Source organism: Streptomyces sp. NPDC058401 (genome assembly GCF_042722885.1).
Taxonomy (GTDB): Bacteria; Actinomycetota; Actinomycetes; order Streptomycetales; family Streptomycetaceae; genus Streptomyces.
Genome location: NZ_JBHXKA010000030.1, coordinates 15,380 through 41,767, shown reverse-complemented (window position 1 = coordinate 41,767; position 26,388 = coordinate 15,380). Strand labels below are relative to the sequence as shown.

The following is a 26,388-nucleotide window of genomic DNA, read 5'->3' as shown; positions in this document are numbered from 1 at the left end:
GCCGTTCGGCTCAGGCTCCGAAGTCGCGGAGGGAGCGGACCAGGGAGGTCAGGAAGGTGTCCTGGACCTCGGGCGGGAGCAGGTCCAGGGAGAGATACGGGTTGAGGTCCTCCAGCTCCACCAGGAGCAGCTCGCCCGAGGGGGCGCGGCAGGCGTCCACGCGCTGGATGCCGTGACCGAGGGTGTTCCAGTCGATGAACGTCCGGGCGAAGGCCAGGTCCTCGGGAGTGGCCTCGTAGCGGACCAGCTCCCAGCGGCGGGCCGGGTCGGGGGCGTAGAGGGCGTACTGGAAGGCGTCGTCGACGAAGTAGAAGGACACCTCGTACGCGAAATCGATGCGCGGCTGGATCAGGAACTCCCCCGGCGCGCAGTCCGGGTGCGGGGTGAAGGTCAGCCCTATCGAGTCCGCGCCCTGCTTCGGCTTCACCGCGTACGAGGGGGACGGCGGGAGGAGGGCGAGGTCCGCCGGGTCGTCGACCGTCGGGATGACCGGGTGGCCCGAGACGGTCAGGTCGACCAGGTACTGCTTGCCCGCCATGTCGCCGCGCCCCGTCAGGGGGTTGTAGACCCGGGTGCCGGCGGCGAGGGCGGCCGCGCGGAAGGAGTCGTAGGCCTCCTGGTGGTGGAGGACCGGGCCGCTGTTGCGGACGACCACGGTGTCGAAGGCGGGGAGGAGGGCCTCCGCGTCCAAGGGGTGGCACAGGGCGAGGGTGAAGTGCTCGCGCAGGCGTGCGGTGAGGAAGACGTCCTCGTCGCCGTAGCGGCGGCCGCGCGCCGGATAGGCCAGGTCGGTCACGTAGAGGAGTGGCATGACCGGAACCTATCGCGGGCAGCGATGAGGGCGTGAAATACCTGGTACGGGACAAAATGCTGGCCATCGGGGACGACTACTGGATCGAGGACGAGGACGGCCGGCACGCCTTCCTCGTGGACGGCAAGGCCCTGCGGTTCCGGGACACCCTGGAGCTGAAGGATCCCGACGGGCGGCTCCTCATCACGCTGCGGGAGAAGCTCTTCGCCCTGCGCGACGCGATGACGCTGGAGCGCGACGAGCGGCGGCTCGCGGTGATCCGGAAGAAGCGGTTCTCGCTGCTGCGCAACCACTACCTGGTCACGCTCAACGAGGGCACCGAGCTCGATGTCAGCGGGCGGATCCTGGACCGGGAGTTCAAGGTCGAGTACGAGGGCGAACTGCTCGCGCTGATCTCCCGCCAGTGGTACCGGGTCCGCGAGACGTACGCCGTCGACGTGATCCGCGAGGACGCCGACGCCTCGCTGCTGATCGCCGTCGCGGTGTGCGTGATCCGGATGGCGGAGAAGGAGCGGGAGGGCCCGGGCGACGAGTCGTAGGCCCGCTCAGTCGCAGCCCCGCTCGGTTCAGTCACCGCCGTAGACGTCCTCCGGACCATCCTCGGAGTAGCTGTTCGCGGGCTTGCCGAGGTCCGGGGCCACCGAGACCGCCACGTACGCCGCCCCGGCGAGGGCGGCGCCGGTGATGGCGACAGCGAGGCCGGCGTAGACGCGGGCGAGCACCGGGCGGCGGCGCGGGTCCGCGGACGCGGCCAGCAGCAGCATCACCGCGGAGGGGATCACCACGAACATGCCGAAGCAGGTCAGGAGGACGCCGAGCCCGGTCAGGACGGCGCCGACGCCCTTGCACGTGGCGCGGAACGCCGCCCGGTCCCGGAGGAAGAGGGGCCACGCGACGGCGACGAACGGGAAGAGGAAGACCAGCCCGACCGGGTTCACCAGGGCAAAGGCCACGGGGACGGCGGCGAGGAAGGCGGCGGCCCCGGCCATCGACCGCTGGAGCCAGTGGACGGTGTCCGGTTCGACCGGCCCGGGTGGTTCGGCCGGCTCGACCAGCCTGACCGTCCCGGCCGGACCGGCCGCTATGTCCCCGTTCTCCATGCCCCGTGCTCACCCTTTACTTCATGCAGACTTCGCACAAGTAAACCCCATCCGGTCAGCGCCCCAGGCGGCGGTCCTTCAGCGCCGGGAACTGCTCGCGGGTCTCCGCGACCTTCTTCGGGTCGAGGTCCACCGTCAGGACCTCCTCCCCCGGGCCCGCCTCCGCGAGGACCTCGCCCCAGGGGTCCACGACCAGGCTGTGTCCGGCCTGTTCCACGCCCCCGTTGGTGCCGGCCGTCCCGCACGCGAGGACGTACGACTGGTCCTCGACGGCGCGCGCCCGGTTCAGCAGCGTCCAGTGGCCCCGGCGGCGGGCCGGCCAGCCCGCGGAGACGACGAGCGTCGTCGCCCCGGCGTCGACCAGGCCGCGGAACAGCTCCGGGAAGCGCAGGTCGTAGCAGGTGGCCAGGCCGAGGGTCTGCTCCGGCAGGGCCACCGTGGTCAGGGACTCGCCCGCGGACATCAGGACGGCCTCGCCCTGGTCGAAGCCGAAGCGGTGGATCTTGCGGTACGTGGCGGCGAGCTCGCCCGTCGGGGAGAGCACGAGCGCGGTGTTGTAGAGCGAGCCGTCGCCCGCGCGCTCCACGAAGGAACCGGCGTGCAGCCAGACCCCGGCGTCGCGGGCGGCCGCGGCCATGGCCTCGTAGGTCGGTCCGTCCAGCGGCTCGGCCTCTGTCTCGAACTGCTCGTAGGCGAAGGCGCCCACGGTCCACAGCTCGGGCAGGACCACGAGGTCCGCGCCGGACTGCTCGCGTACGAGGTCGGCGGCCCGGGAGCGGCGGGAAACCACCGACTCCCCCTCATTCACCGCGATTTGGATCAGGGAAGCGCGCACAGTACCACCGTCCTGGCTTTCAAGCCGTCAACTCGGGCCTACGATCGTCACACGAAAGCACTGCCGGGGTGCTCACCGGCAGCGTAGTTTTGAAGCCATTGCACAAGCTTCCAGAACGCGCCAATGCGCCAACGCGCCAACAGACCGATGAACAGCACGCGAGGGGTCCCGTTGACCGTCCATCCGCATCCCAGCCTTCAGCCCTATGCCGACGCGTGGACCCACTCCATCGAGGCGATATCCGAGCTGGTCCTTCCGTTGACGGAAGGCGAGTGGAGCCGGGCGACGCCCTGCCCCAACTGGTCCGTGCGCGATGTCGTGTCCCACGTCATCGGGATCGAGTGCGAGCAGCTGGGCGACCCGCGGCCGATCCACACCCTGCCGCGGGACCTGCGGCACGTGGTCGACGAGTTCACCCGGTACATGGAAGTACAGGTCGACGTGCGGCGCCACCACACGGCCCCCGAGATGACCTCCGAGCTGGAGTACACGATCATCCGCCGCTCCCGGCAGCTGCGGAACGAGAAGCGCGAACCGGACACGATGATCCGCGGCCCGCTGGGCGAGCCGGCCACCCTGGAGCACTCCCTGCGGCTGCGCGCGTTCGACGTGTGGATGCACGAGCAGGACCTGCGCGCGGCCCTGGGCGTACCGGGGAACTGGGACTCGCCGGGGGCCTACGTGGCCCGCGACGTCCTGCTGTCCGGGCTGCCCAAGGTGGTCGCGAAGAAGGCGGGCGCGCCCGCGAACTCCGCCGTCGTCATCGACGTGCACGGGGCGCTGGAGTTCATGCGGACCGTACGGGTCGACGCGGAGGGCCGCGGCACCATCGACAAGGCCCCCTCGCTGGGGCCCGCGGTGACGCTGACCCTGGACTGGGAGACGTACGTACGCCTCGCGGCCGGCCGGGTGCGTGCGCACACCGTCGCCGACCGGGTGAAGGTGGAGGGTGACCCGGCACTGGCCGAGGCGATCCTGGCCCACTTCTCCGTGACCCCGTGACCGGTCCGGCCTGATGGACCGGTCCGGGCTGATGGACCGGTCCGGGCTGCGTGACCCGTCCGGCCTGCGTGACCCGTCCGGCCTGATGGACCGGGTGCTCGCCGAGCGGATCCCCGCCGACCGGGGGACGGGGGCGATCCTCGCGCAGTACCTGCGCTCCCTGGACGCGCACGGGCAGGAGTGCACGCCCGCCGAGCTGGAGCAGCTCGGCGCCGTCGCGCTCGACCTGGCCGCCGCCTGCCTCGCCGGGCGGCCCGGCGCGGCCGGGGACGAGCCGTCTCAGGAGAGCCGGACCCGGGCGCTGATGACCCGGATCGACATCTTCATCGGACACAACCTCGGCGATCCCGAGCTGAGCCCCTCCGTCGTCGCCGCCCGGCACGGCCTGTCGCTGCGCCGGCTCCAGCTCCTCTTCCGGGAGCGCGGGGAGGGCGTGGCGGCCGCGATCCGCCGCCGCCGGCTGGAGCGCTGCCGCGAGGACCTCGCCGATCCCGGTCAGCTCACCGTCCCCGTCAACACCGTGGCCCTGCGCTGGGGATTCACCGGCGCCCCGGTGTTCAGCCGCCTGTTCCGCGAGACCTACGGGGCTAGCCCCGGCGAGTTCCGGCGTACGACGGCGGTGGCGGCCGCGGGCTCCGCGCCCGCGAGCACGTCCCGGCCCGCCGACCGGCCCGTTGCGCGGATTGTCAACGGTCCCTGCACGCAGCGCACACGCGGCCGCGCGGAGCCCTCATAGGCTCGGCACGCGTTGGCCGGAACCCGACTCCGCGGAGTCGACGGACGGACAGGCGGGAAAGGACGGGGGTCTGTCCCGCCCCGGCCCGTCCTCCTCGGTGCGGGGGCCTGCGCTCAAGCCGGGCCGGCACCGGACGTCACCGGGCCGGCCGCGGGTCGACCGGGGTGCCGACCGGGGTGCCGGCCCCGGCGGCCGCCACGGCGGTGCCGGCCGGAACCGGGGCCGGCGGAGCCGTCGCCTGTGCGGGAAGCACCACGGGGGCGACCGGCGTACCGGCGCCCGCGGCGCCTGCGACGCCCGTGCCGACCCGCTCGCGTTCGCGGGCCAGGGCGCGGCCGCGCAGGCGCAGGATCTGGGTGATGCCCAGGAGTTCCAGGACGAAGACCGACGAGAACGCGATGCGGTAGTTGTCCCCGGTGGCGTCGAGCAGCAGGCCCACCACCAGCAGGGTCGTCATCGAGGCGAGGAAACCGCCCATGTTGGTGATGCCGGAGGCGGTGCCCTGACGTTCCGCCGGGTTGGCGGGGCGGGCGAAGTCGAAGCCGATCATCGACGCCGGGCCGCAGGTGCCCAGCACCAGGCAGAGCGCGATCAGCAGCCACATCGGCGCATGGTCCCCGGGGTAGGCCAGGACCGAACCCCAGAGGAGGGCGGTGAGGGCGACCGTGCCCAGGGCGAGCGGGATCCGGGAGGACTGCCGGCGGCCGACGATCTGGCCGTAGACCAGGCCGAGCGCCATGTTCGAGGCGACCACCAGCGTGAGCAGCCCGCCCGCGGTGGTCCGCGAGAGCCCCTGGGCCTCGACGAGGAAGGGCATGCCCCACAGCAGCAGGAACACCATCGCCGGGAACTGCGTCGTGAAGTGCACCCACAGGCCCAGCTTGGTGCCGGGCTCCTTCCAGGAGTCGGTGATCTGACGCCGTACGAAGCCCCCCGCCCCGGAGCCCGGCCCGGCGGCCGCCCGCGGCGCGGGCTCGTGGCCCTCCGGGTGGTCGCGCAGGAACAGCACGAGCGGGACCAGGACGATCAGCCCCGCCACCGCGCTGCCCGCGAAGGCCGGTACCCAGCCGACCCCGTGCAGCACGGGGGCCAGTACCAGCGTGGAGATCAGGTTGCCGGCCATCCCGACCAGGCCGGCCAGCTGCGCCATCAGCGGGCCCCGGCGGGCCGGGAACCAGCGGGTGCCGAGCCGCAGCACGGAGATGAAGGTCATGGCGTCCCCGCAGCCCAGCAGGGCGCGGGCCGCCAGGGCCATCCCGTAGGAGGGGGACAGCGCGAAGCCGATCTGGCCTGCGGTGAAGAGCACGGCGCCGAGGGTGAGCACCTTCTTGGTGCCGAGCCGGTCCACCATCAGGCCGACGGGTATCTGCATGCCCGCGTAGACCAGGAGCTGGAGCAGCGAGAAGGTCGACAGGGCCGAGGCGTTCACGTGGAAGCGGTCGGCGGCCTCCAGCCCGGCCACGCCGAGGCTGGTGCGGAAGATGACCGCCACGAAGTAGACGGCGACGCCGATCGACCAGACGAGCACCGCCTTGCGGCCGCCCGGCGGGTCCTTGAACACGGCGTGAGCGGGAACGGCGGCGGAGACCGCGGGCGAAGCGGCGGACGCGGAGCTCATCGGCCGGACCCCCGCACCAGTTCCCCGATCCGGCTCACGTGCGCCCGTACCGCCGCGGCGGCCGTGTCGGCGTCGCCCGCGCGCAGGGCGTCGAGGATCTCCCGGTGCTCGGCCAGCGTCCGCTCCACCCGCTCGGGGTGGGCGTGCAGCAGGGCCACGCCCATGCGGAGCTGGCGGTCGCGCAGTTGGTCGTAGAGGCGGCTGAGGATCTGGTTGCCGGCGCTGCGCACGATCTCCGCGTGGAAGGCGCGGTCGACGGCCATCATCGCCCCGAGCTCGCCCGCGTCGCCGAGCCGGCGCTGCTCCTCGACCAGTTCCGCGAGCCGCTCCAGCAGCCCGGCCGGGGCGGGCACGGCCCGGCGGACCGTGTACTCCTCCACCAGCAGCCGGGTCTCGATCACGTCGGCGATCTCCTGGGCGGAGACCGCGAGGACGAGCGCGCCCTTCTTCGGGTACAGCTTCAGCAGCCCCTCGGTCTCCAGCCGCAGCAGCGCCTCGCGGACCGGTGTGCGCGAGACGCCGACGGCGACCGCGAGTTCCCCTTCGGTCAGCAGCACCCCGCCCTCGTAGCGGCGGTCGAGCACGGCCTGCTTGACGTGTCGGTAGACGCGTTCGGCAGCGGTCACGGTGGTACCGGGGGCACTGGCGGGTGGCATGCGCACAGCATAGATACAACAGAGGTGCAAGTCGGAGCCCGTCCACGATGTGGACCTTGAGGGCACGCACCACGAGCACGCACGACGGGCACGCACCACGAGCACGCACCACGAGCACGCACCACGGGCACCGACTCAGCCCACGACGACGTCCAGCACGAACTCGTCGTACGCGGCCTCCTCCGGATACGGCGGCCGGACCTGCGCGAAGCGGATCCTGGCCCGGCCCGCCACCCGCCCCCGTACGACGTACACCCGCTCCACCGTCGCCCCCGGCAGCGGCGGCTCCGGCTCCCCCTGCCGCTCCACGGCGGCCGGCGGGGCCTCCGACACCGTGACGGCGTCCGCGTCGCCCGTCACCCGCCAGGTCCATACGTAGCCGCGCGCACCGCGCCCGGTGAGCCGCAGCTCGTACGGCTCACCGGGCGCGAGCGCCACCTCGCGGACCTCCACGCGGCTGCTCCTCTCCTGGGGCGGGGCAGCTGCTCAGCCGGCCTGGGCCGGGCCGATCAGCGCCCCCTCGTGCCAGCCGTCGCCGTCGCGCCAGTAGTGCTGGAGCAGGCGGTCGGTGCGCAGGACGATCACCTCCAGGTTGAACCCGAAGCTGCCCTGCAGCATCCCGGTGACCGCCCGCACGTCGTGGCCGAACACCGCCGAGCGCCGCCAGGCGGCTCCGCCCGCGTTGCCGCGCCACCAGTGCTCGACGCGGCCGCCCGCGCCCGTCACGCACAGCTCGTAGTTCCCCGCGGTGTCCTCGTCGGCCGCCCCGTGCTGCGCCTCGATCAGGCAGGGCGCGGAGGTGATGCCGGAGCCGAAGACCTCCCCGGGACGCCAGACGAACCCGTTCGGGTCGTCGCGCCACCACAGCTGCATCCGGCCGTCGGTACGGGTGGCGACCAGGTCGAGGTGACGGGCGCGGGTCTGGACCAGGGCCGGGCCGAAGTGGGCGATGCCGGAGCCGAAGCGGCCGCCGTCGTTCCAGGTCCAGGGGGCGCCGTTGATCCGCCACCAGTGGTTGAGGCGGCCGTCGGCGGTGCGGACGACCACCTCGAAGTTGCCGGGCGCCCCGTAGTCGCTCTGGATGAAGGCCGGGGTCGAACCGAGCGCCGCGTCGCCCGGGCCGAAGGCGCCGCCGTCGCGCCAGGCACCGCCGAAGTGCTCGTAGTACCAGTGGCGCAGCCGGCCGCCGGTGGTGACGTGCAGCGACTCCATGTTCCGGTTGTACGTGGTTCCCGTGAAGGCGGGCTGGCCCGAGGCGTCGGAGGCGAAGCTGCGGGCGCGGTTCCAGCCGAAGGGGGCCTCGCCCTCGCGCCACCAGTGCCGCAGGGAGCTCCCGCCGGCCTCGTCGCCGCCGCCGGCGAGGGCCGCCAGCTCGAAGTTCCGGTGCGCGCGGCCGTTGCCGCTCTCGTACACGTTGCCGGTGTGCAGGCGGCGCTTGCTCCACGGGTCGATGTTGGTGTCCTGGAGCCCGCACTTCGCCCAGTCGTCGATGCGTGCCTCGCCGTACGCGATCCGGCCGTAGCCGCCCACGTGGTAGCCGGTCCCCCAGGAGTTCTTGAACAGCCAGCAGCCCGCCGCGTCGTCGTAGCCGACGACCAGGACGCAGTGCCCGCCCGCGAGCCGGTCGCTGGTGCGGTGGTAGACCCCGGAGCCCAGGCCGAAGAAGTCCTCGTACACGTCGAAGCAGGCCGTCAGCGGGCCCACCGTGTCCAGCCACACCTTCTGCTGCTCCACGTCGCCGAGCCGGACGTGCTCGCCGATCCGGACGGTCCGCCCGGACCGGTCCCAGCTCGGGGTGTACTCGGCCCGCCAGGCCTCCCGCCGGTCGACCGGGGTTCCGGGCGGCGGCGGCGAGTACGGCCAGCAGCCCGGGTCCGCGAGTCCGCCGTTGGTCCGGATCCAGTCGAGGGCGGCCTCCGGGCTGCCCGTCTGCCCGCAGCGGGCCTTCATCCCCTCGTGCACGTCCCCCTCGGACCGCTCGGCCCACACGTGGTGCTCGATCCGCGCCATCGACTCCACGAGGCCGGCCGCCCCGAACGCCCAGCAGGAACTGCACGGGTCCTGGTCCTTCACCTTGGTGAGCCAGGGCCACCCCCAACGGCTCCGCCAGTCCACGGCGGACGGCCGCGCGACGGCCGCGACCCCACCGGCCCCCGTAGCCGTACCCGTACTCGTACCCGTCCTCCCCGCATCCGCGTCGGGGAGCAGCCCGTGCGCCCTCCTGCGCCGGGTGAGGTGCGGATTGCCGCTGACCCGGCCCACGAGCCCGCGCAGGTCCACCGGCGGCGCCGCCCCGGCGGGCGTCAGCTCCACCGCCGCGGCCGTGGACTCCCCCAGGCCCAGGGCCGGTCTCGGCACGGGATCCCCGTCGGCGAGGTGCTCGCTCACCGACCAGCGCGCCCCCCGCGCCGCGAGCAGCGCCCGCAGCTCCCCCGCCGTCTGGACACGCCCCTCCGACTGCTCCGGCATTCCGGCCCCCCAACGCACCGTACGGATCCGAGCCCCGGGAGCGTCCACCTGCCCGGAGCCCCCGTCAAGGGGGTCCGTACGGTCGCGCGGCGGCACACCGGTCGCACGGAGGCCGTGGTCGGCCGGGGCCTCGGGAGCCCGAAGCCGGGGGCCGCGGCCCGGGACCCGGAAACCTGGGTTTCCGGGCCGGGACCGGGGGCTGCCGCCGGTGCTGCCGCTACTGGACGGGGAGGGGGACCGGGAGCGGCGGGGCCGGGACCGGGAGCGGCGGGAGGCCCGGGAGGCCGAGGCCCGTCAGGAGGGCGACGAGGGCTGCGACCAGGTCGGTGACGACGTCGGTGGCCTTGGCCTTGGCGTCGGTGGAGCAGCCGCAGGGGCCGGCGGCCTTGGTGAGGCCGTCGACGGAGGCCTTGAGCTTGTCGACGGCGCCGGTGGCGAGGTCGAGCGGGCCGGCGGCGGGCTTGGCCGCCTTGTGGGCGGCCACGGGGAGCGCCGCCGGGAGCTTCGGGGCCTCGACGGGCAGCGCCGGGGCGGCGACCGGCAGCTTCGGAGCCTCCACGGGCAACTTCGGGGCCTCGACCGGGAGCTTCGGAGCCTCGACCGGCAGCGCCGGGGCCTCCACCGGGAGCTTCGGAGCCTCCACCGGGAGCTTCGGGGCCTCCACCGGCAGCGCCGGGGCCTCGACCGGAAGCTTCGGCGGGTCCACCGGGAGGGCCGGGGCGTCCACCGGGGGGACCGGGACCGGGAGGGCCGGGGTGGCGGGGAGGGACTTCTTCAGGTCTGCGATCGCGGCGTCGATCTTCTCCTTGAAGGCGGCCAGGTCCGCCTCCGGGATCTTGCCGTCGGGGGACTTCAGGACCGCGGCCAGCAGGTCGGTGACGGGTTTCAGCAGTCCGCCGACGCCGCCCAGCGACTGCACCTGCGCGAGCAGGTCCTCGGTGCCCGGAATGGCCTTCCCGGCCGGGGCCGCGGCGAAGGTCGTGGCGGCGTGCGGTTTGGCGGGCGACTGCGCCGACGCCAGACCGGGGGACGCGGTCAGCAGGGTCAGGCAGAGGGCGGCGGGGACGGTGTAGCGCGTGATGCGGAGCAACGGAACTCTCCTGTCGAGGAGCCGCGGCATGGGACGTGCCGGGGCGTGACGTGATGGGGGACGCGACATGGGACGTGTCCCAGCCCACTCACCGACAGCCCGTCAGGGCCCGCAACCCGAACCCCCGCACCGCCCGGGAGGACACGCCGCGCAACCGGCCTACGTACGCCCGTGACCTGCGCGGACACCGTCACCCTCGGGCGATGCCCCGTCAGAAGGGCTGGGGCGTGGGCCCCTCCCACCGGACCTCGCCGTCCTGCCACCGGTCGGTCGGTGCGAGGCCGAGCCCCTCGGCGACGGCGGCGGACGCCGTGTGGTCGGGGTGGACGTGCGCGACGACCGTGCGCACCCCGGACCGGGAGAGCCACCCCGTCATCGCCCGGGCCGCCTCGTGGGCGATGCCGCGCCGCTGCCAGGGCGTGCCGACGATCCAGGCGATCTCGGCGACGTCCCCGGTGACGGTCGCCTGGACCGTCCCGGTCAGGCAGTCCTCCGCGTCGAGCCGGATCACCCAGTTCCGCCAGGTGACGCCGGGATCCGGGGAGCCGGCGGCCATCCGCTCGTAGCGGGCGCGCAGGGCCCCGGCCGTGGGCGGCTCGCCGCCGATGAAGGAGTACAGGGCCGGGTCGGACAGGACGGCGGCCATCTCCCCGGCGTGCTCGGCCCGCAGCGGCAGCAGGGTCAGGCGGCGGCCCGGGATGGCGGAGCCGCCGTGGCCGGGCTCTTCGGAGGGGGTCGCTGTCACGGCCCCACAGTAGGGCCGCCGAGGCGGGCCCCGAGGGCCCCATCGGCCCCCGCTAGGCTGCTCCCATGGATGGGTGGACGGCGCCGAGTTCCATCGAGCGCGAGCTGTACGGGGCCAAGGCGCGCGGGGATTGGGCGGGGTACCTCGACGTCCTCGCCCGGAGCGAGCTGTTCCTGGCGCAGTCCCGGGCGCAGGTCGACGCCGAGCCCACGCAGGCGCGCTTCCACCCCACCCCCGACCGGCGCTGCCTCGTCGTGCACACCCGCGGGATGCTGCCGGTGCCCGATCCGCACACCGTGTACCTGCCCAGGTCCCTCGCCTGGTTCGCGAACGCCTGGGACTCCGCCGACCCCCCGAACCTCGCCGTGAACCCCGGCTCCCCCGCCGAGGCCTACCTCGCCACCACCCCCGCCGACCTCGCCCGCTGGCGGGCCCACTGGGACGCCGCCGCCCCGGTCTGGGGGCTCGCCCCCGGAGCCGTGCACTCCCTGCACGTCGGCGGACCGCTGCACGGGCCCGTCGCGCACGGACTGGCCGTCGGAGCCCATCTCGCCGTCTCCAACGGGGAGTTCTGGAACGCCCTGGCCTATCACGGCAACGGCTACACCCGTGAGCGCGAGCGGCTCCGCAAGGGCTGGGGCATCACCTCCGCCGCGGAGTGGCACGACACCCTGCGCCGCCTGCTCGCCACCGACATGGTCAGCCCCGTCTGGGAGTTCGCGCTGCGCGTGCGCCGCGTCCTGGCCTCCGACTTCGCCGGCCCCGTGGACGTGGAGCACTGGCGGCACGCCGCCGCCTCCGCCCTGCGCCGCAGCGCCGAACGGGCCGCCGAACCGCAGCTCACCCCCGACGGGGTCACCCTCGCGGAGCCCCGCCCCACCGCCGAGGTGGAGGGCGAAGTGACGGGCGTGCAGCGGCTGATCGGCCGGATAGCCCGCTACGAGCAGCGCTTCCGCGCCGACGGACTGCTCCCCGAGGACGGCTGGGTCCGCTCCGTGGAGGGCTGGGACCAGGGCCGGGCCTCCCAGATGGCCCGCTGGGGCCTCGGAACCCGCTACGGGACCCTGGCCGATGCCGAGGACGGGGTCCTGCGCGCCGGAGAGGCGGCGAGGTCCACGTACCGCTCGTGGGAGGAGTTCTCCGCCGGGTACGCGCTGGGGCGGTGCCTGCACTTCGACGAGGAGGAGTTCGGCGAGTGGTACACGGGCGTACTGGCCAACCACCTCACCCTGACCGCCGACCCGGCGAGCCCCTGGCGCAACATCCCCTGGCAGCAGCCGTGACCCGGCAGGGCGCCATCACGACGGTGCTCCTGGACGGACCGGCCGCGCTGCGGGCCGCGGACGCGTTCGGGCTCGTCTACGCCGAGGCCTTCGCGGAGCCTCCGTACGGCGAGACCGAGAACCAAGCCGCCGCCGCCCAGGGCCAGTTCCCCGCCCTGACCCGCAGGCCCGCCTTCCGCGCGGCCCTGGCCCGTACGGCGCGGGGCGAGCCGGTCGGCATGGCGTACGGCTGGCCGCTCCCGCCCGAAGCCGTGTGGTGGGACGAGCTCACCGAGCAGCCCGTACCCGCGGCCCTGCGGCGCGAGGACGGGCGGCGGACCTTTGGGCTGATCGAGCTCGCCGTGCGCGGACCGTGGCGCGGGCAGGGCGTGGCCCGAGGCCTGCACACGGCGCTGCTCGACGGCATCACCACGGAGCGGGTGCTGCTGAACGTCCACCCGGAGGCCGGAGCGGCAGCGGCCGCCTACCGGTCGTGGGGCTACCGCAAGATCGGCGAGGCGCGGCCCCGGGGCGCGGACGCCGACCTGCACGACGTGATGCTGCTCGGTCTGCGCTGAGCGCGGTGGGTGCGGCGCCCCGCTAGCGGGGGGCGGTGGTCGTACGGTCGCGGTCGCGCGGGAGGCGGGCGAGGGTGACCGCGCGCAGCAGCCACTCGACCGGGCCGTACCGGTGGCGGCCCATCAGGCGGGCGCTCAGGGCGAGTTGGGTGCCGTACAGGGCGAGCGCGCCGAGGATGACGGGGGCCGCGCCGAGGCGGTCGTACAGGGCGAGGCCGTAGGCGGTGAAGACGAGGGCCATGACGAGGGACTGGCTCAGGTAGTTCGTCAGGGCCATCCGGCCGGCGGGGGCCAGCAGCAGCGCGGTGCGCGCGCCCCGGGCCGTCTTCATGAAGAGGAGCATGCCGCAGACGTACGCGGCGGTGAGCGCGGGCGCGGTGACCATGCCCACGACCGGGCCCAGCAGCGTCCACCGGGGACCGAGCACGCCGCTGCCGGCCAGGGCCATGAAGAGGCTGCCGGGCAGGCCCACGGCGGCGCCGAGCAGGCAGATGCGCCGCATCCGGGCCGTGTGGCGGCCCGTGCCGTCGAGGAGGCGGAGCTTGCCGCAGTACAGGCCGGTCAGGAAGGCCGCCAGGACGAAGCCGCCCATCAGCGGTACGGCGAGGAGCACGTCGGGGAGCTGGCCGAGGTTGGCCGACACGACGGAGGCCGCGTCGCCGCGGTAGTCGGCGACCAGTCCGGCGAAGCCCGCGGTGAGTTCCTCGTCCATCCCTGCCGATTCGGCGTCCGACACGAACAGGGAGGCCAGGCCGAGGAGGAGCAGGAGCGCGCTCGCGCAGCCGTACACGGTCCGGGCGGCGCGCAGGGCGGTCCGGGGCGAGCAGTTCCGGGCGGCGATCAGGACCAGGCCGATCAGGGCGTAGGTCATGAGGATGTCGCCGGTGTAGAGCAGGACGGCGTGCAGGGCGCCCAGGACGAACAGTCCGAGGGTGCGGCGGAGCATCCGGGGAACGGGGCTCGCGCCCTCGCGGGCGGCGGAGGCCTGCTGGAGGGTGAAGCTGTAGCCGAAGAGGAACGAGAACAGCAGGTAGAACTTGCCGACCGCGAGGGCCTGCACGGCCCCCTCGACGGTCCGGTCGAGCGCCGAGGCGTCCGGGTCGACGGCGCCGCCGGGGCCGTACGGGCTCGCCATCATCAGCGCGTTGACCAGCAGGATCCCCAGGAGGGCGAACCCGCGCAGGGCGTCGACCTCCGGTATGCGCGCCGGCCGGTCCGGGGCCGCGCCCTCCGCGACTTCCGCGCCCTGCGCGCCCTGCACGCCCTTCGCTGCCGGTCGTTCTGCGTCCGCGTGCTCTGCCGTTGCGGGCACGGCTTCCCCCCAGGTGGTCGTCGGTGCATGGAGCACCTTTCTCCTGGGGTGACGGTAGCCCGGCGGGTCGGGGCCGCGCGTCGCGCGCGACCCCGCGACCCGGGCCGTCAGAGACCTCGGGCGGCGGTCGCGATGCGCGCCGCGAGGGCCTTGCCCTTCGACTCCGCGTCCGCGAGCGCCTGCGCGTACGAGGCCTCCGCGAGCGGGATGAGTCCGGCCATCGCCGGGACGTGCGCGGCCAGGGTCAGCTCGGGGACGATGAAGTCGACCTCGGCGCCGAACATCTCGGTCAGCACTCCGGCCAGGTAGTTCTGGACGTACTCCATGCCCTCGCGCGGGGTGCCCGGCGCGTAGGAGCCGCCGCGGCTGGCGACGACGGTGACCGGCAGGCCCTTGAGGGGCGACTCGGGGCCCGCGGTGCGGCCCATCACGATGACCTGGTCGAGCCAGGCCTTCAGGGTGGAGGGGATGGAGAAGTTGTACATCGGGGCGCCGATCAGCACGGCGTCCGCCTGCTCCAGCTCCGCCACCAGCTTCAGCCGCTCGGCGAAGGCCGCGGCCTGCTCGGGGGTGTGGGTGGAGGGGTCGGCGAAGGCCGCGGACCAGGCGAGGCCGTCGAGGTGCGGTACGGGGTCGGCCGCCAGGTCGCGGTAGACGACGGTGCCCTCGGGGTGCTGCTCCTCCCAGGCCTTGCGGAACGCGGCGGACACCGCGCGCGAGGCGGAGCCGGCGGCGGGGTTCAGGGACGAGTCCAGGTGCAGAAGGGTGACCATGGGAACCTCCAGTGAGTGCATTTTCGTACGTCACTATTATTAGCACAGTCACTTACTTTTTCTCACCCCCTAAGGTGCGGGTAGTACCCTGAAGCCATGGCGGACAAGGCGGAGCAAGCGGAGAAGGCGAAGCAGCACCAGGACACCGGGGCGTGCAGCCGGGTGAGCGACGGCATCACCCAGGTCTTCGGACTGCTCGGAAAGCGCTGGACCGGGGTGATCCTGGCCTCGCTCATGGCGGGCCCGGTGCACTTCGCCGATCTGCGCAGGTCCATCGCCGGCATCAGCGAGCGCATGCTGTCCGACCGCCTGGTCGAGCTCGGGGCGGCCGGCCTCGTCCTGCGCGAGGTCGACGAGGGACCGCCCCTGCGGGTGGCCTACCGGCTGACGGAGCGGGGCGCCGCACTGAAGCCCGCGCTCACCGAGCTGGGCCAGTGGGCGGAAAAATGCCTGATCAAGGAAGAGGGAACCTGCTGACCGCGGGCCCCGCACCGGCCGACCTGCCCTAGTCGCCGCGCGTCCGCGCCAAATCGAAGGCGGGCCACGGGCCGCCCCGACTACCGTTCACCGCATGACTCCCGTACTGAACGACACCGTACGCAAGCTCCTCGACGCCCCCCACCCGGCCGTGCTCGCCACCCTCAACCCCGATGGCAGCCCGCAGAGTTCGGTGGTCTGGGTGACCCGCGACGGCGACGAGGTCCTGATCTCCACCGAGCGCGGCCGCGCCAAGGAGCGCAACATCGCGCGGGACGCCCGGATCGGCCTCACCGTCTTCGACCTGGCCAACCCCTTCCTCTACGCCGAGATCCGCGGCACCGCCACCGTCACCGAGGACACCGGCCGGGCCGTCGCCGTCCGCATCGCGGAGGAGTACGAGGGGCCGGGCGCGGGCGCGGACTACGCCAACGCCCCGGCCGAGAACGTCCGGGTCGTCCTGCGCCTCACCCCGGCCAAGGTCCTCGGCAACGCGGCCCGCTGAACCACCGGGCCGCTACGGAAGCCCCGGCCGCACCGCCGCCCAGGCGTCCACGGCCACCGCCAGGGGGTCGGTCGCCGCGAGGTGGGGCCGGGCCGGTTCCGTGCAGCGGATCAGGTTCTTGATGCGGCGCAGCCGGAGGATGTCGGGGCGCGACAGGTCCCGCCAGACCCGGGCCTGCGCCGCAGCCCGCTCCGGGGTCAGATCGAAGCGGGCCAGCACGTCCCGGCACAGCTCGGCGGGGTCCCGGTCGGGATCCCAGGGCTCGCCTGGTCCGAAGCACCGGAGCAAGTAGCTTCGTACGTACGGCCGTTCCTCCGAGCGCTCCGAGCGCTCGATGGCGGCCAGCGCGAGCCGGCCCCAGCGCAGCCGCACCCCGTCGGGCAGCTCCTCGCCCTGCATCCGGCTCGTCGCCAGGGACCGCAGCTGCTCCGGGTGCGGCTCCTCCAGCAGCGGCGGCCCGGTGGCCAGCCACTGCTCCAGATCGGCCAGCGCGTGCCCGTCAGGCGGTACGTACGTCAGCACCTGCCCGCGGGCGAGCAGCGCGACCACGGGCCCCGTGAGGTGCACCTTCGCCACGTGCCCCGCGTCGAAGGAGCCGACCGTGCGCCCGTACCGCTCGATCCCCCGCAGCCTGGTCCGCAACTCCCCGGCCGCATAAGCCTGCCCGGCCCGGGCCACTCCGCCGATGCACCGCACCACGCACACCCCGCCCGTGACGTCGGCCGCCTCGACGGCACACACCTGCAACTCCGCGATGGACACCGTCCCACCCTTCTCCCGGCGGGGAGGCTACCCCCGGGAAACGCCGGGCGCGGCCACTTCCGGATCCGGCGGGCTGCCGGATGCCCGGAGTGACCGCGGCCCGCGCGAAGCGGTCGCCTGCGGACGGCTACCAGCCGGTGCCGATCTGGGTGCGGTCGGCGAAGCCGCCGGCGCCGTTGCCGGGGTAGAAGTACAGCGCGCCGGCCACGTCCGCGGGGGCCTGGACGGCGTCCAGGTCGCCCTTGCCGTCGCCGTTGAAGTCGGCGCCCACCAGCTGCCGCATGCTGTTCCAGTGCGTACCGAGCTGGGTGCGGGAGCCGAGGGTGCTCATCCCGTTGAGGGCGCCCGTGGAGGGGTACTTCCACAGCACCCCGGCCGCGTCGACGGTCACCAGGTCGGGCTTGCCGTCCGCGTCGAGGTCGCCGGGGACCGTCAGTTCGGCCATCGTGCCCCAGCCCGCGCCGATCTGGGTGCGCGGGCCCAGCGTGCCGGTGCCGTTCAGGGAACCGGTGCCCGGGTAGACCCACAGCGCACCGGCCGTGTCGAGGGCCACCAGATCCGCCGTGCCGTTCCTGTTCGCGTCCAGCGCGGTCAGCTCCCGCATCGAGCCCCATCCGGAACCGATCTGGGTGCGGGTGCCCAGCGTGCGCATCCCGGCCGCGCTCCCCGAGCCCGGGTACAGGTACAGGCCTCCCGAGGCGTCCACCGTCAGCAGGTCCGGCTTCCCGTCCCCCGTGTAGTCCGCGGCCGTGAGCTCGCTCATCGCGCCCCAGCCCGCCCCGATCCGGATCCGGTCGCCGAGGCCGCCGGCCCCGTTGCCGGGGTACAGCCAGAGGGTGCCCGTCGTGCTCTCCACACCGGTGAGGTCCTGCTTCCCGTCACCCGTGAAGTCCGCCGCGGTCAGCCGCCCCATTCCGGCGGGCGCCTTGGGCCAGGGGATGTTGAGGACGGTGCGCTCGCCGGGAGCCTCGCCGATCAGCCAGAGCTGGTCGCTGCCCGGCCAGTAGGAGAAGTTCTCCGGGTTGACCGGGGTCCGCGTGACGAGCCGTACGGGCTCGCCCGGGCGGGTCTCGTAGAGGCAGCCGGCGTACTGGCGGATGTCGTTCTGGTCCGGCTGGTGCTCCGCGGGGACGAACTCCGGGCAGGCGCCCGCGAGGACGAGGCGACCGTTGTTCATGGCGACGCCCTGGGTGCCGCCCATCGGCGAGGCGAAGGCTTCGGCGGCCTGCACGCGGCCCGCGCCGTCGGCTTTGAGCACTCCGGTGGCCGGGTCGATGGGCCAGCGGACCACGGGGGCGGAGGCCTTGCCGAACTCGCCCTCGACCGCGGCGGGATCGCCCTCGGCGGCGACCAGGGCGGGCTGGGAGCCGCTGAGGTCCAGCGAGGCGGCGGTGAGGCACGGGCGCTGGGGAACGCCGGCGTAGCTTCCGCAGCCGGTGCCCTGACCGGTGTACGCGTAGCTGCCCTGGCGGGGCAGGACGTAGGCGTGACCCGCACCCCGGGCCTTGCCGTCGGCGCCGAGGCCGAAGGCCGTGCCGGTGGTGACGTCCATCTTCCAGATGTCGTTGAGGTCGAAGACGTCGAAGCCGCTGCCGATGGAGGCGACGTAGAGCTTGCTGCCGGCCCAGACGACCGCGTTGGCGTGGCCACCGAGGACGGGGGTGTAGTTGTCGCCGGCGCTGTTGAGGGCGGCGAGCTGCACGTGCCGGTAGGTGACGTGGGCGGGGTCGGTGACGTCGGCCAGGGTGATGCGCTCGCTGCCGGAGGCCCCGTACCAGCTGCTGACGATCACCTTGCGGCCCCCGACGACGGCCTGCGACTGCGCGGACTCCCCGGAACCGGCGAGGCCCTGGGGGGTCCACTCGCCGGTGGCGTCGTCGGTGGTGTTCCAGCAGAAGCCCTGCGCCCCGGCGACGTTGGTCGGGTGGCACAGGCCGCGGCCGGTGCTGAGCCCCGCGGTATCGGCGAGCACGTCCGCCGCCTTGGCCCGCTTGAGCGCCGGGTGCGCGGCTTCGAAGGCCGAAATCCGGTCCGCCTCGCGGCCGTTGTCCGACTGCAGCCCCATCCCGGTGGTGCTGAGCGGCACGACCTTGTTGGGGGTGGCGATGGCCCCGTCGGGGACCGTGGCGGCGTTCGCCGGGGTGGTGCCCAGGCAGGCGAGCGCCAGGGCCGCCGCGACCACGGCGCCGAGTGCGGAGGTGCGGGTGCGGGGGCGGAGGGCCATGGTGGCGCTCGTCCTTTCGGAAGTGCGGGCGGGTGGACGGGGAGAAGCGGCCCGGAGGCCCGAGGGCCGTACTGCGTGCGCGGGGTGGGGCGGGGTGGGGCGGGGTGGGGCGGGTTACCAGCCGGAGCCGATCTGGACGCGGTTGCCCAGGGTGTTCATGCCGTTGAGCGCACCGGTGCCGGGGTAGCTGTAGAACTTGCCGGTGTTGCCCTCGTTGGCCTCGACGGCGTCCACGTCGCCGATGCCGTCGTTGTTGAAGTCACCGCTGACCAGATTGGTCATGGCGTTCCAGCCGGCGCCGATCTGGACGCGGTTGCCCAGGGTGTTCATGCCGTTGACCGCACCGGTGCCCGGGTAGGCGTAGAGGTTCCCGGACGCGACCTCGCGGGCCACGATGTCGTCCTTGCCGTCGTTGTTGAGGTCGCCGGGGCTGACGATCTCGTCCATGGCGTTCCAGCCGGAGCCGATCTGGACGCGGTCGTTGAAGCCGCCGTTGCCGTTGCCCGGGTAGACGAACAGCTTGCCGTCGGAACCCACCGCGAGCAGGTCGGTCTTGCCGTCCTTGTTGACGTCGGCGCCGGCCAGGTCGTGCATGGAGTCCCAGCCGGTGCCGGCCTGGATCCGGTTGCCGAAGGTGCCGTCGCCGTTGCCCGGGTAGATCCACAGCTTGCCGTCGGCGTCGACCGCGGCGATGTCGCGGTGGGCGTCGGAGGTGAACTTGCCGGAGGACAGCTCGCTCATCGAGCCCCAGTTGGTGCCGACCTGGACGCGGTCGCCGAGCTGCCCGCCGCTGGTGCCCGGGTAGTAGAAGAGCTTGCCGCTCGCGGACTCCACGGCGATGACGTCGGCGACGGCGCTGCCGCCGAAGTTGCCGCCGGTCAGGTCGGTCATACCGGCGTCGGGGGCCGTCGGAGTGCCTTCGATGATCTTGTTGTAGCGGTAGGGCTTGAAGGCCGCGACGTTGATGTAGTCACGGGTGTAGGTGTTCTTCCGGGCGGTGAGGCCGCTCTTGGGCTCCTCGATGATGTTGGCCACGGTGTGGCTCGCATCGGTCCAGCCGGTGAAGAGCACGACGTGCTGGTTGATGTTGTTGAGCGCGTCGCCGGGCTGGAGGTCGTCCAGGCCGGCGAGCCTCGTGGAGACCTGCGGAAGCGTCTGGGTGACGAGGCTGCTGCCGAGGTGCCAGGCCAGCGAGACCAGGCCCGAGCAGTCCGCGCGGTAGGAGCGGCCGAGCGAGTCCGGCACCCAGGTGGTCTGGCTGTACGGGACCTTCTCGTCGACCCAGTACTGGGCCCGGGACAGGACCTCGGCGCGGGTGATGCTGCCGTTGACGGTGGAGGCGGTCGCGGCCACCGGAGCGGCGGACAGCGAGCTCGGGGCCGTGGCACCGGGGGCGGCGTTGACCACCGTGACGGCCGCTGCGGCGACGAGCGTGGCGATGGCGGTGGTCTTCAGGGTGCGGGTGATCACGGACACGAGGACTCCTCGGAGTGGCGGTGCGGGGCACCGCGGCGAAGGCGGGTCTGAGTGGTGCGGGTGGTCGTGCAGGTGCTGCTGGTGGTGCTGGTGGTGCTGGTGGTGCGAAGTTCTGGGGGCGGTGCGGCGGCCGTGGCGCCGCTACCAGCCGGAGCCGATCTGGGCGCGGTTGCCGAAGCCGCCGCTGCCGTTGCCGGGGTAGAAGAAGAAGTCGCCGGTCGACCCGGTGGGGGCCTCGACCGCATCGAGGTCGCCGTTGCCGTCGCCGTTGAAGTCGGCGCCGACCAGCTGGCGCATGCTGTCCCAGTTGGAGCCGACCTGGGACCGGGCGCCGAGGGTGTTCATGCCGGCCAGGGAGCCGGTGGTGGGGTACTTCCAGAGGGCGCCGGCCGCGTCGACGGCGAGCAGGTCGGCCTTGCCGTCGGCGTTCAGGTCGCCGGGCACGGCCAGTTCGGTCAGGCCGCCCCAGCCGGAGCCGATCTGGGTGCGGGCGCCCAGGGTGTTCATGCCGGCCAGGGAGCCGGTGCCCTGGTAGGACCACAGCGCACCGTTGGTGTCGATGGCCAGCAGGTCGGGCTTGGCGTCCTTGTTGACGTCGACGGCGGTGAGGTCGCGCATCGAGCCCCAGCCGCTGCCGATCTGGGTGCGGGAGCCCAGGGTGTTCGTCCCGTTGGCGGCCCCGGTGCCGGGGTAGGCGTAGAAGGCTCCGCTGGAGTTCTCCACGGCCAGCAGGTCGGCCTTGCCGTCACCCGTGAAATCGGCGGCCGACAGCTTGCTCATGCCGTCCCAGCCCGATCCGATCTGGATGCGGGAGCCGAGGGCGCCGGATCCGGTGCCGGGGTACAGCCACAGCTTCCCGGAGGCCGATTCGACGCCGACCAGGTCCGCCTTGGCGTCACCGGTGAAGTCGGCCGCGGTGAGCTGGACCATGCCCACGGGGGCGGGCGGGGTGGCGGGGTAGGGATCGGCATGGTCGTTCGCCAGCGGAGATCCGCAGTTGGGCCAGGCCCTCCAGCCCTGACCGGCGAGGATCTTCTCGCCTATCAGGATCTGCTGTTGCTTGGTGGCCCGGTGCGGATAGGACGCGTACTGCTTGCCGCCGAAGGCGTTCCACGTGGGCAGCGAGATCTGCAGACCGCCGAAGTAGTTCCCGCTGGGGTCGATGACCTGCCAGTTCCCGGTGGCCTCGCACTGCGCGACCTTGTCCCAGGTGGCCACCGAAGCGGCCTGTGCGGAGCCGCCGGTGAGGAGCGGCGAGAGGAGCAGGGACATCGACGCGGTGGCGACGGCGGCCTTCAGGGTGCGGTTGCGCACGGGGAACTCTCCTGTGGGTGTGAAAGTGCGGGGGCCCGTCCCGGATGCGGGAGGGCGGACCGGCCCGGCGGGAGCGCTGTCCCGGTGGACGGGATGCGCGGTCGACCGCCGGGCGGTCGGCGTCAGTTGTCGAAGTTCCAGCCGGCGCCGTTGTCGATGCGGGCGCCGAGCCGGCCGCCACCGGTGCCCGGGTAGACGTAGAGCTTTCCGTCGTTCTGGCGGGCCACGATGTCGTCCTTGCCGTCGCCCGTGTAGTCGCCGGCTCCGGTGACGCTGGACATCACGTCCCAGCCGGTGCCCGCCTCGATGCGGGATCCGAGGGGCCCGTTGCCCAGGCCCGGGTAGACGAAGAGCTTGCCGGTGGCCTCCTCGACGGCGACCACGTCGTTCTTGCCGTCTCCGGTCAGGTCCCCCGCTCCGGCGGCCACGCTCATCGAGTCCCAGTTGGTGCCGGTCTGGACGCGGTTGCCGAAGTGGCCGTTGGACTGGCCCGGGTAGAGGAACAGCTTGCCGGTCTCGGTCTCCACGGCCAGCAGGTCGCCCTTGCCGTCGCCGGTCAGGTCCTGCGTACCGGCGATGCGCATGTCGTTCCAGCCGGCCCCGTTGTCTACGCGGGCCCCCAGGCGGCCGTTGGTCTGCCCCGGGTAGACCCACAGCTTCCCGGTGGACTTCTCCACGGCCAGGACGTCCGCACGGGAGTCCCCGGTGATGTCGCCCACGCCGGAGATCTGGTTGATGGAGCCCCAGCCGCCGTTGTCGATCCGGGTGCCGAAGCGCCCGTTGCCCTGGCCCGGGTACAGCCACAGGGTCTTCCCGTCGGTGCCCTCCCGGGCCAGCAGGTCGGGCTTGCCGTCGCCGGTCAGGTCACCGACCGCGGTGAGCGGGGCGGGCGAAGCCGGTTCGGGAGAACCGCAGTTGGCGCTGGTGATGTTGCGAGTGGTGTACGAGTAGGCCGCGCCGTTGAAGACCGCGGGCTGTCCGACACCGTTCAGGGTCTGCTCGAAGTGCAGGTGCGCGCCGCTGGAGTTGCCGGTGTTGCCGACCCGGCCGATCATCGTGCCCGCGGCGACCGTGGTGCCGGCGGTCACCGACGTGCTCTGCAGGTGGGCGTAGTGGGTGGTCCAGCCGCCGCCGTGGTCGATCTGCACGTGGTTGCCCGCCCAGCCTCCGGAGGCGCCGGCGATGCTCACGGTGCCGGCCGCGCTGGCCACGACCGGGCGGCCGGTGTCCTCGGGGTAGTAGTTCAGGTCCACCGAGTAGGAGGGTGCGTGCCCCGAGTAGGTGGTCGCCGTCCAGTTCTCGCCGCAGGCGGCGGGAAGCTGGAAGTCGGGCTTGCCGGCGGCCTGTGCTGTCGGGAGACAGATCATCGTCGCGACGACGGCGGTGGCCGCCGCGGTGACGGTGAGGGCGCGCTTGGGCATGGCGGGGCTCCTTGGGGTGCTGCGAAGTGAGTGGTCAGGTGTGCCGGGGCCGTCCGCCGGTACGAATGCGGCGGGGCGGGCGCGGGGCCGGCTCGGCTCCGGACGGCTGTCCTGCAGGAACAGCGGTCGTACGGGGCGGGGCGGCGGGCCCGTCGGGGCGCGGCGGCGGTGCTGTGCGGCCGTGTTGTGCGGCCGTGTTGTACGGCCGTGTTGTACGGCCCTGCTGAGCGGCGGTGCTGGGCGGCGGTGCTGGGCTCACGCCGTTCGGAGAAGAAGAAGAAGAAGAAGGGGGCCCGTTGGCGGGCCGGATGGGGCCGGTCGGGTCAGGACCAGCCCATCGTGTCCTTGCCGGCGGCGGGAGCGGTCCCGGCGGGAGCGACAGCGGGAGCGGCGGCGGACACCGAGGGCTGCGCAGCCTGGGCGGTGGAGGCCTGGAGGGCGCCGGCCACGAGGAAGGAGGAGGTGAGGGCGGTGACCGCGGCGGCCTGGGCGAGACGGGTGCGAAGCATGTTCTTGGTCCTTTTCTAACGTGTGGTCGGTGTCCTGAACCGGTCTGCGTCCCGCGGTGACGCTGTCCGGTTCCTTGTCCGCCGGGCGGTGTTCCCTGCTGACAAGAACTACTCTCGCCGCTGGTCAGGTGGGGTGGAAGGGGATTCGCCTGGACGCAAATGGCCTTGGCCCGTTCCGTCCACCGACCCCGCCGGGGGGACGGAAAGGGCCACCAGCGACTCGTAGAACGGCGCGACCATGGGTGCCTGCGCGAGCAGCAGCGCCCACCCGGCGAACTCCTCGTGTTCCAGGACCCGGCGGCAGAGCCCGGCCGCGTTCGACTCGGCCTGCGCGAGGCTCCCGGCCCGGACGTAGAGGCCGACGATCGGGTGCGGAAGCGCGCGGGGATGGGCCACCACGTGCTCGATGCCGTCGCCCTCATGGGCGAGCGCGCAGACGACGGACGCGGCCCGCGGGGGCAGGACGACACCGGGAGGACCCTGGAAGCGGGCGTGCACGAGGTACATGGACGCGACGATTCCAAAGTACGGACCACCGGTCCACGTTCCAGAGGTGGACAGTTGGGGCCCTGGACGCAAGCGGCCACGGACCGGCCGGCCCAAATCCCCTTACACCCCTGGTGAGGGCCGTGGCATGATCACATGCACCCCCGGGGGTGGGGTGCATGTTTCAAGGGGGCTGCACAGTGCTGACCGCACTAGGACTCGATTCGGTCGCGGAATCCGTCTACCGCGCCATGCTCGGCGATCCGGCGGGCGGTGTCGCCGAGCTCGTCGCCCGGGTGGGTGCGCCCCGGCAGGAGGTGCTCGGCGCCCTCGATCTGCTCAGCGAGCTGGCCCTGGTGCGGCCCTCGGCCGAGCACGAAGGCAGGATGCGGGCGGTCTCCCCCGACATCGGCATGGAAATCCTGATGGCCCGCCAGCAGGCGGAACTCGCGGCGCAGCAGCAGCGGTTGGAGGCCTCGCGGGCGGTCGCCGCCCAGCTCATCGCCGAGTACGCGGACCTGCGCCCGGCAGCCTCCAGCCCCGGGGTCGAGCAGCTCATCGGCATCGACGAGATCCGCGAGTGCCTCACCCGGCTGACCCGGGACGTCACCACCGAGGTCATGTCGTTCGCGCCGGGCGGCGCCCAGCCCGCCTCCCAGATGGACGCCTCACGGCCCCTGGACGAGCAGCTGCTGGGCCGCGGGGTGCGGATGCGCACCATCTACCTGAACAGCGTGCGCAACGACCAGGCCACCGTCGAGTACGCGAACTGGCTGGCCGGGCTGGGCGGAGAGATCCGTACCGTGCCGGTCCTGCCCACCCGGATGATCATCACCGACCGGTCCACCGCGGTCATCCCCGTCAGCAGTGACGACACCTCCGCCGGGGCTGTCCTCCTCACCGGGCAGGGCACGCTGACCGCGCTGTGCGCGCTCTTCGAGAGCGCCTGGGCGGGTGCGCAGCCGCTCGGCGAGGCCGCCCCGACGAGCAGCGGCGGGCTGAGCCCCCAGGAGTCCACGACCATCGCGCTGCTGGCCCAGGGCCACACCGACGAGTCCATCGCCAAGCGGCTCGGTGTCTCCCAGCGCACGGCCCGCCGCATCGCGACCGACCTGATGGAACGCCTCGGTGCGCGCAGCCGGTTCGAGGCGGGCGTGCGGTGCGTGCAGCGGGGCTGGATCACGGAGTAGCGGCGAAGGGGTCCGCGGGGCGGTGCCCCCGGACCCCTCGTGCTCAGGCCTCCTGGGCCGCTTCCAGGACCAGGCGGATCTCGCTGACCTCGTAGCCGGCGCGGGTGAAGGCGGCGGCCATCGGGGCGTTCACGGTGTCCGTGGTGGCGGTGATGCGGTCGGCTCCCTCGGAGGCGTGGAAGCGGGTGATCTCGGCGAGGACCTCGTCGATCAGGCCCTTGCCGCGCTGCTCGGGGACGACGCCGAGGTAGCCGACGTTGCGGTGGTACGGGGTCGCGGACGGGATCGCCATGCCGGCGAGGGTGCCGTCGGGCAGGTGGGCGAGGCGCCACCAGGAGCGCTCGCCCGGGCAGTCGGTGTAGAACTCGACGTCGTCGCGCGCCAGTTCCTCGGCGTCGATCGTGCGGAGCTCGTTCTGGGTGTGCAGGTCCAGGCTGCCCTGCGACAGGCGGACGAAGGCGTCGAGGAACTCCTCGTCGGTGCCCTCCCGGAAGACCAGCCGGCCGGTGGGCTCCGCGGTGCCCGCGGCCGGGGTCCACTCGAAGCGGAGCCGCTCGATCTCGCGGACCAGGCCGGAGGAGGCCGCCGCCTTCTGTCGCCAGGCGACCGCGTCGGCCATGCCGTCGGAGGAGGTGCGCCAGTCGCGCGGGAGCGAGATGTTGTAGTCGGGGATTTTGCCGAAGGCCTCGTGCCCGGCGGCGAGCAGCCCGGCGGCGACGGCGGCCGGGTCCGGCACGGAGCTGTGCACCTGGAGGCAGTCGAGCACGTTCGGGCGCTCGCTGTCGGCGCGGCCCCACCACAGGGCCCGGGCCAGGACCTCGCCGTTCTCGTCCTCGGCGATCCAGGTCCACTCGGGGCGCATCCGGCCCTCGGCGAGCTCTTCGCGGATCTTCTCGGGGGTGAGGGCGGGGACGGGGCCATCGGCCGGGTAGGCGAGGGCGCGGTCCAGGTCGGTGGGGTCTGCGGTGGCAGCGCGGAAGTGCATGGGTCGAATGATCACACCTGACGGAGGAGTCCTCCAGCGAGTTTCCGCACGT

The 26,388-nt window shown here is 73.3% G+C and carries 26 protein-coding genes and 1 pseudogene; 8 read left to right on the top strand and 19 right to left on the bottom strand.

Going from position 1 to position 26,388, the window contains the following annotated elements; translation table 11 throughout:
• Positions 1 to 10: 10 nt before the first annotated feature.
• Positions 11 to 811 carry a hypothetical protein gene (locus tag ACFWNV_RS14095; protein ID WP_383945500.1) on the bottom strand — a complete coding sequence of 267 codons (801 nt, stop codon included), beginning with the start codon at positions 809 to 811 and terminating at the stop codon, positions 11 to 13.
• A gap of 32 nt (positions 812 to 843) precedes the next feature.
• Here ACFWNV_RS14095 and ACFWNV_RS14090 point away from each other — a divergent pair, with 32 nt between their 5' ends.
• Positions 844 to 1,350 carry an LURP-one-related/scramblase family protein gene (locus ACFWNV_RS14090; RefSeq protein ID WP_383945498.1) on the top strand — a complete coding sequence of 169 codons (507 nt, stop codon included), beginning with the start codon at positions 844 to 846 and terminating at the stop codon, positions 1,348 to 1,350.
• A gap of 27 nt (positions 1,351 to 1,377) precedes the next feature.
• Here the strand turns inward: ACFWNV_RS14090 and ACFWNV_RS14085 are convergent, their stop codons facing one another.
• Complete coding sequence (locus tag ACFWNV_RS14085; RefSeq protein WP_383945495.1) at positions 1,378 to 1,911, bottom strand: hypothetical protein; 534 nt, start codon at positions 1,909 to 1,911, stop codon at positions 1,378 to 1,380.
• Between the two features lie 55 nt (positions 1,912 to 1,966).
• Positions 1,967 to 2,746 carry a carbon-nitrogen family hydrolase gene (locus tag ACFWNV_RS14080; protein ID WP_383945492.1) on the bottom strand — a complete coding sequence of 260 codons (780 nt, stop codon included), beginning with the start codon at positions 2,744 to 2,746 and terminating at the stop codon, positions 1,967 to 1,969.
• Positions 2,747 to 2,917: 171 nt separating this feature from the next.
• Here ACFWNV_RS14080 and ACFWNV_RS14075 point away from each other — a divergent pair, with 171 nt between their 5' ends.
• Positions 2,918 to 3,748 carry a maleylpyruvate isomerase family mycothiol-dependent enzyme gene (locus ACFWNV_RS14075; RefSeq protein WP_383945489.1) on the top strand — a complete coding sequence of 277 codons (831 nt, stop codon included), beginning with the start codon at positions 2,918 to 2,920 and terminating at the stop codon, positions 3,746 to 3,748.
• 13 nt (positions 3,749 to 3,761) lie between these two features.
• Positions 3,762 to 4,484 carry a helix-turn-helix domain-containing protein gene (locus ACFWNV_RS14070; RefSeq protein WP_383945486.1) on the top strand — a complete coding sequence of 241 codons (723 nt, stop codon included), beginning with the start codon at positions 3,762 to 3,764 and terminating at the stop codon, positions 4,482 to 4,484.
• Positions 4,485 to 4,788: 304 nt separating this feature from the next.
• Here the strand turns inward: ACFWNV_RS14070 and ACFWNV_RS14065 are convergent.
• The 6 genes and pseudogenes from ACFWNV_RS14065 to ACFWNV_RS14040 all read right to left on the bottom strand — a co-directional run.
• Positions 4,789 to 6,102 (bottom strand): annotated as a pseudogene (locus ACFWNV_RS14065) (nitrate/nitrite transporter); the annotation flags it as partial.
• Positions 6,099 to 6,758, bottom strand: coding sequence for a GntR family transcriptional regulator (locus tag ACFWNV_RS14060; protein WP_383945483.1), 660 nt, complete (start codon positions 6,756 to 6,758; stop codon positions 6,099 to 6,101). The gene ACFWNV_RS14060 and the pseudogene ACFWNV_RS14065, both read right to left, overlap by 4 nt.
• Before the next feature lie 135 nt (positions 6,759 to 6,893).
• Positions 6,894 to 7,211, bottom strand: a complete 318-nt coding sequence (locus ACFWNV_RS14055; RefSeq protein ID WP_383945480.1) for a protease inhibitor I42 family protein — start codon at positions 7,209 to 7,211, stop codon at positions 6,894 to 6,896.
• Between the two features lie 33 nt (positions 7,212 to 7,244).
• Positions 7,245 to 9,227 carry a C1 family peptidase gene (locus tag ACFWNV_RS14050; protein WP_383945477.1) on the bottom strand — a complete coding sequence of 661 codons (1,983 nt, stop codon included), beginning with the start codon at positions 9,225 to 9,227 and terminating at the stop codon, positions 7,245 to 7,247.
• A gap of 217 nt (positions 9,228 to 9,444) precedes the next feature.
• Complete coding sequence (locus tag ACFWNV_RS14045; RefSeq protein WP_383945474.1) at positions 9,445 to 10,317, bottom strand: hypothetical protein; 873 nt, start codon at positions 10,315 to 10,317, stop codon at positions 9,445 to 9,447.
• Positions 10,318 to 10,528: 211 nt separating this feature from the next.
• Complete coding sequence (locus ACFWNV_RS14040; protein WP_383945471.1) at positions 10,529 to 11,062, bottom strand: GNAT family N-acetyltransferase; 534 nt, start codon at positions 11,060 to 11,062, stop codon at positions 10,529 to 10,531.
• Between the two features lie 65 nt (positions 11,063 to 11,127).
• Here ACFWNV_RS14040 and ACFWNV_RS14035 point away from each other — a divergent pair, with 65 nt between their 5' ends.
• Positions 11,128 to 12,345 carry a DUF1266 domain-containing protein gene (locus ACFWNV_RS14035; protein ID WP_383945468.1) on the top strand — a complete coding sequence of 406 codons (1,218 nt, stop codon included), beginning with the start codon at positions 11,128 to 11,130 and terminating at the stop codon, positions 12,343 to 12,345.
• Positions 12,342 to 12,902 carry a GNAT family N-acetyltransferase gene (locus ACFWNV_RS14030; RefSeq protein ID WP_383945465.1) on the top strand — a complete coding sequence of 187 codons (561 nt, stop codon included), beginning with the start codon at positions 12,342 to 12,344 and terminating at the stop codon, positions 12,900 to 12,902. Before ACFWNV_RS14035 ends, ACFWNV_RS14030 begins: the two co-directional genes overlap by 4 nt.
• 22 nt (positions 12,903 to 12,924) lie before the next feature.
• Here ACFWNV_RS14030 and ACFWNV_RS14025 read toward each other — a convergent pair whose 3' ends face one another.
• Both ACFWNV_RS14025 and ACFWNV_RS14020 read right to left on the bottom strand, forming a co-directional pair.
• Positions 12,925 to 14,214 (bottom strand): DUF418 domain-containing protein, encoded by a 1,290-nt coding sequence (locus ACFWNV_RS14025; protein WP_383945463.1) that lies wholly within the window; start codon positions 14,212 to 14,214, stop codon positions 12,925 to 12,927.
• A gap of 107 nt (positions 14,215 to 14,321) precedes the next feature.
• Entirely contained in the window at positions 14,322 to 14,987 is a 666-nt protein-coding gene (locus tag ACFWNV_RS14020; protein WP_383945460.1) for an FMN-dependent NADH-azoreductase, read from the bottom strand.
• Positions 14,988 to 15,083: 96 nt separating this feature from the next.
• On the opposite strand from ACFWNV_RS14020, the gene ACFWNV_RS14015 reads away from it, so the two are divergent.
• Positions 15,084 to 15,464 carry a winged helix-turn-helix transcriptional regulator gene (locus tag ACFWNV_RS14015; RefSeq protein WP_383945457.1) on the top strand — a complete coding sequence of 127 codons (381 nt, stop codon included), beginning with the start codon at positions 15,084 to 15,086 and terminating at the stop codon, positions 15,462 to 15,464.
• 94 nt (positions 15,465 to 15,558) lie between these two features.
• Positions 15,559 to 15,969: a PPOX class F420-dependent oxidoreductase gene (locus ACFWNV_RS14010; protein WP_383945454.1), complete on the top strand. Its 411-nt coding sequence runs from the start codon at positions 15,559 to 15,561 to the stop codon at positions 15,967 to 15,969.
• 12 nt (positions 15,970 to 15,981) lie between these two features.
• Here ACFWNV_RS14010 and ACFWNV_RS14005 read toward each other — a convergent pair whose 3' ends face one another.
• The 7 genes from ACFWNV_RS14005 to ACFWNV_RS13975 all read right to left on the bottom strand — a co-directional run bounded on the left by ACFWNV_RS14005 (position 15,982) and on the right by ACFWNV_RS13975 (position 24,182).
• Positions 15,982 to 16,731 (bottom strand): hypothetical protein, encoded by a 750-nt coding sequence (locus tag ACFWNV_RS14005; protein WP_383945451.1) that lies wholly within the window; start codon positions 16,729 to 16,731, stop codon positions 15,982 to 15,984.
• 127 nt (positions 16,732 to 16,858) lie between these two features.
• Positions 16,859 to 18,955, bottom strand: a complete 2,097-nt coding sequence (locus tag ACFWNV_RS14000; RefSeq protein WP_383945448.1) for an FG-GAP repeat domain-containing protein — start codon at positions 18,953 to 18,955, stop codon at positions 16,859 to 16,861.
• Between the two features lie 114 nt (positions 18,956 to 19,069).
• Positions 19,070 to 20,431, bottom strand: a complete 1,362-nt coding sequence (locus tag ACFWNV_RS13995; RefSeq protein WP_383945445.1) for an FG-GAP repeat domain-containing protein — start codon at positions 20,429 to 20,431, stop codon at positions 19,070 to 19,072.
• 141 nt (positions 20,432 to 20,572) lie between these two features.
• Positions 20,573 to 21,745 carry an FG-GAP-like repeat-containing protein gene (locus tag ACFWNV_RS13990; protein WP_383945442.1) on the bottom strand — a complete coding sequence of 391 codons (1,173 nt, stop codon included), beginning with the start codon at positions 21,743 to 21,745 and terminating at the stop codon, positions 20,573 to 20,575.
• A gap of 122 nt (positions 21,746 to 21,867) precedes the next feature.
• Positions 21,868 to 23,166: an FG-GAP-like repeat-containing protein gene (locus ACFWNV_RS13985; protein ID WP_383945439.1), complete on the bottom strand. Its 1,299-nt coding sequence runs from the start codon at positions 23,164 to 23,166 to the stop codon at positions 21,868 to 21,870.
• Positions 23,167 to 23,489: 323 nt separating this feature from the next.
• A complete protein-coding gene (locus ACFWNV_RS13980) occupies positions 23,490 to 23,675 on the bottom strand; it encodes a hypothetical protein (protein WP_383945436.1) in 186 nt (61 codons plus the stop codon).
• Between the two features lie 108 nt (positions 23,676 to 23,783).
• Complete coding sequence (locus ACFWNV_RS13975; protein WP_383945433.1) at positions 23,784 to 24,182, bottom strand: hypothetical protein; 399 nt, start codon at positions 24,180 to 24,182, stop codon at positions 23,784 to 23,786.
• A 179-nt stretch (positions 24,183 to 24,361) separates the two neighbouring features.
• On the opposite strand from ACFWNV_RS13975, the gene ACFWNV_RS13970 reads away from it, so the two are divergent.
• Entirely contained in the window at positions 24,362 to 25,351 is a 990-nt protein-coding gene (locus ACFWNV_RS13970; protein WP_383945430.1) for a LuxR C-terminal-related transcriptional regulator, read from the top strand.
• Between the two features lie 43 nt (positions 25,352 to 25,394).
• Here ACFWNV_RS13970 and ACFWNV_RS13965 read toward each other — a convergent pair whose 3' ends face one another.
• Positions 25,395 to 26,336: a GNAT family N-acetyltransferase gene (locus tag ACFWNV_RS13965; protein ID WP_383945427.1), complete on the bottom strand. Its 942-nt coding sequence runs from the start codon at positions 26,334 to 26,336 to the stop codon at positions 25,395 to 25,397.
• Positions 26,337 to 26,388: the final 52 nt, after the last annotated feature.